Genomic DNA, 3,976 nt, shown 5'->3' with positions numbered 1-3,976 from the left:
TACCGCAGAATACGCCGCTCCTATCTCCCCTATAACACTACCTAATAACCATTTACAACTATTTTTAATAATTTCCATTTTTCAGCAAATTTAACCCAAGTGTGACTGGGAGGGCACTGGCAGTACACCAGGTGGGAGTGAGACTGGACGCGCCCTGGACGCGCAACCACTATTTTGAGGTAAAATGAGGAAAATTCGGAGAGGGGTACTTGTTATAACTATTTACATTATTTATAGTTATAAACGTAGCGACGCCCGGGATCGAACCGGGGACCTGCGGGCTATGAAAACGAATGTCGGTTTATAACCCAAGTATTGACAACAAGTTAAAACGCGATTTTTGGCCAAAAACGAGGATTACAAGTGAATAACAAGTCACTAACCAGTCAATAACAAGCTATCACCATGTGGCGACTGACCCACTTAGTGACCCACCTATGAAGAGCTCAAAGTCAAGCGGCAAAATTCTTGTTCCCTCAAATATTTTGTTTTGAGAAAATGTCCCATCCATAGTTGGAGGTTGTTCAGAAGTGAAAAAATGGTGGTTACTCCCAACCGGATTTAACGTAAAATCTGGTAAACACTATAATTTACATTTAGAAAAGGAGAACCACCATGCGACAATTGTATCGCACTAACCAACGACTGGACAGCAAAAAACTGGCGAAATACCTGGCTCGGGACGGCCAACTGCTTTTGCCCCTGCTGGATTTGATTCTCAACACCGAGTCGGCTATCGACGAAGTCATTGACGTGACGGGTCGAGCGGCCATCGAAGCGATTTTGCTGCTGTCGGCCCAACAGGTTGTCGGGCAGCCGCATCCCGGTAAACAACAGGGGCCGGTCTATCGCAACGGCTCACAAAATGGTGTCGTCACACTTTCGAGCCGAAAGCTGCGGGTGAACAAACCCCGCCTGCGGCATAAGGAAACCGGCGAAGTTTCTATTCCGGCTTACGAAGCGTTGCTGAGTAATTCGCGTCTGGGCCAGCGGATTCTGGAGATTCTGATGAAGGGTGTTTCCACTCGAAACTACCAAACCGTGATCCCGGATATGGCCGAGACCGTTGGGGTCAGCAAATCCCAGATCAGCCGGGAATTTATCGAGGCCAGCAGCCAGGAGTTTCAGGCCTTTTGTGAACGCGACTTCGCTGACAAGGATATTCTGGTGATCTATCTGGATGGCATCCGGTTTGGCCAGTTTCACGTGATAGCGGCTCTGGGCATTGATTCTGACGGACATAAGCATGTTTTGGGACTTCGCGAAGGTGCCAGTGAGAACAGTGTCGTCGTCAAAGATTTACTCAATGATCTGGTCGAACGCGGTATTGACCCTCAACACAAACGACTCTTTGTGATCGACGGAAGTAAGGCGTTGCGTAAAGGAATCGATGAAGTGTTTGGCCCCGATAACCCGGTGCAACGCTGCCGAAATCATAAGATGGTCAATGTGTTGGGCTATCTACCGAAAGAGCAACATGATCAGGTACGTTCAGCCATGAAAGCCGCGTTCCAGCTTGAGGAAAAGAAAGGGATGGCTCAATTAAACAAGTTAGCCGATTGGCTGAATCAGGAACACTGCTCTGCCGCCGAGAGCTTGCGCGAAGGCCTGAAAGAAATGTTCACCATTAACCGTCTGGGATTACCCGCGACCCTGCGTCGTTGCCTGGGATCGACCAATGTGATTGAATCACCGAATTCAGGCATTCGTCAGAAAACGGGGCGGGTGACGCAATGGAAAGATGGCCAGATGGTGTTGCGTTGGTGTGCCTCGGCATTGCTGGCCACAGAAAAAAACTTCCGACGGATCATGGGCTACAGAGACCTGTGGATGCTCAAAGCCAAGCTAGAGGATGCGGTTACCGATAAAACTATTGCCAACAATGATGAGGCCGCGTAATATGATGATCAGGAGTAACCACCAAACCTCCAACTACGACTGGGACATGTTCTGTTTGATGACATACGTGAGTCCACTCTAAAAAGGTCATATTTGAAAGGTTGAGAATATTGTGTCGCGGAGGCGTTTTGGCTTGTTTAAAATAGCAAATTTTGTACAATGCTTTTGATAAAAACACTCATTTTTGCAAGGGAAAAGGATGTTCCGCGAAAACACCTCACATCTTCAGTCATCTTTATTTGGTATTGCAAGCCAACTGCCGAAAGCCAAGCTCGAAAAGCTCAAGAAGTCGAAAGAACAAGATTTTTATCAGTTGGTCTTTTGCAAGATAAGCGAAAAAGATTTCTCCGTATTGTACTCAGACAACTGCAGCCGCCCCAATGCACCGGTTAATTCACTGGTGGCTTCAATCATACTCATGTACCGCAACAACTGGACGACGGAAGAGTTATTTGACCGTATAGATTTCGACCTGCTGACTCGCACCGCCTTGGGACTGGATACGCTGGAGGAGACACCCTTTTGTCCTGCGACTTTCTTTAATTTCCAGAACCGGCTGCTGGGTCACTTTAGCCAAACCGGTCACAACCTCATCGAGCGGGTCTTCGACGGTCTTACCGAGCAGCAGTTGAAGACCCTTAAGATAAAGACCAACATTCAGCGTAGCGACTCTTTTATGGCAATGAGCAACATTCGCAGCTATAGCCGTACTCAGCTTTTGATAGAGATGCTGATCAGATTGCATCGCATATTAAGCGAGGAAGACCAGAAACGATTCAATGATATTCTTTCCCCTTACATCAAGCAGTCATCGGGCCAATACCTTTATACTCTGCAGCGTCAGCAGATACCGCAGGAACAGGAAAAGCTGGGCCGCCTCTACCACACGCTTTATGAAGCCTTGAAGGAACGCTACAAGGATTTCGAGGTTTTCAGCGTATTTGAGCGTGTTTACACGGAGCATTTTACGATCATCGATGAGAAAATAACCGTGAAGGCGGGCCAGGAACTCAATGGCAGTACCCTTCAGTCGCCGGATGATATTGATGCGACTTATCGCAAAAAACGCGATCGTCATTATCGAGGCCAAAGTGTCAATGTTACCGAGACGGCCCATCCAGACAATGAATTGAATTTAATCACCGATGTGGCGGTCTGTTCCAACAATACGGATGACAGCAAGATCCTTAATGAGCGAGTTGGGCCGATCAAAGAAAAGACTCCGGACCTGAACGAACTGCATACTGACGGTGCTTACGGCAGTGAAGATAACGATAAAAAGATGGAAGAGCTTGAAATCACTCATGTTCAAACTGCCGTGCGAGGCCGTAAGGCAGAAGTTTCCATGGAGATCGAAGAAGTGTCTGACGGGCAATATAAAGTTAAGTGTCCCCATCAATGCGTCAGTTCAGAGAAAGCAAGAAAACGTTACAAGGCATGTTTTGATGTGGAGATTTGTAAGCTATGCCCCTTGAGCAGTCCTTGTCCTGCCAAACAACAAAGTGATAAGCGGACCTATTATTTTGACAGGTCGGATTATCTTCTTGGCAAGCGAAACAGAAATATAAAATCACTGCCGCCTGAACGGCGAAAGTTACGCCCTAACATAGAGGCCACGGTCAAGGAGTTTACCAAACCGTTCAATCACAAGGGCAAACTGCGTGTTCGCGGGCTGTTCAAGACGATGGTGTATGCGCATGCGATGGCGATTTCGATAAACTTTGGCCGGGTTTGGCGATATATGGCCGAGAATCCGGTCTTTTTTGCGTTGTTGCACTTGCTTTGTGGCATTTTGCCTTGCTTCTTTGCCAGAACTAGCCGAAACGAGCTTGGGAAAATAATTATTCAAAACAAAAGCCGCTATTGGCTTGAGCCTCAACTGTATTTCAAGCAAGCCGCTTAAAGGTGTGTTTTTAGAGTGAACTCAACTGTAAAATATTATTTTAAATGTCTTTCTGTAATTCCATTATGGACTATCCAATATTTTTGATGGCTTCGTGACGCACTCTGGAATACACGGGTCCGTGGCAAACTAACAGTCGTTTAGAATTATTGGTTTTTTCATAGCTTGCTATCG

2 protein-coding genes are annotated in these 3,976 nt (G+C 46.8%); both read left to right on the top strand.

The annotated features are described in order from the left end of the window. Positions 1-615 precede the first annotated feature (615 nt). The gene (locus O3A65_08930) at positions 616-1,899 is read left to right on the top strand and encodes an IS256 family transposase (protein ID MDA1332581.1); all 1,284 of its coding nucleotides are present in this window, start codon (positions 616-618) and stop codon (positions 1,897-1,899) included. Positions 1,900-2,098: 199 nt separating this feature from the next. Next, positions 2,099-3,802: a transposase gene (locus O3A65_08925; protein MDA1332580.1), complete on the top strand. Its 1,704-nt coding sequence runs from the start codon at positions 2,099-2,101 to the stop codon at positions 3,800-3,802. Positions 3,803-3,976 lie beyond the last annotated feature (174 nt).

Source organism: Pseudomonadota bacterium, from assembly GCA_027624715.1.
Classification (GTDB): domain Bacteria; phylum Pseudomonadota; class Gammaproteobacteria; order Burkholderiales; family Eutrophovitaceae; genus Eutrophovita.
Note: the sequence above shows the minus strand (reverse complement) of the source record. Positions and strands in the feature narration are given on the sequence as shown.

Bases quoted from the DNA above. Each gene is read 5' to 3' on its own strand.
- O3A65_08930 (MDA1332581.1), top strand. From the start codon at position 616: ATGCGACAATTGTATCGCACTAACCAACGACTGGACAGCAAAAAACTG.
- O3A65_08925 (MDA1332580.1), top strand. From the start codon at position 2,099: ATGTTCCGCGAAAACACCTCACATCTTCAGTCATCTTTATTTGGTATT.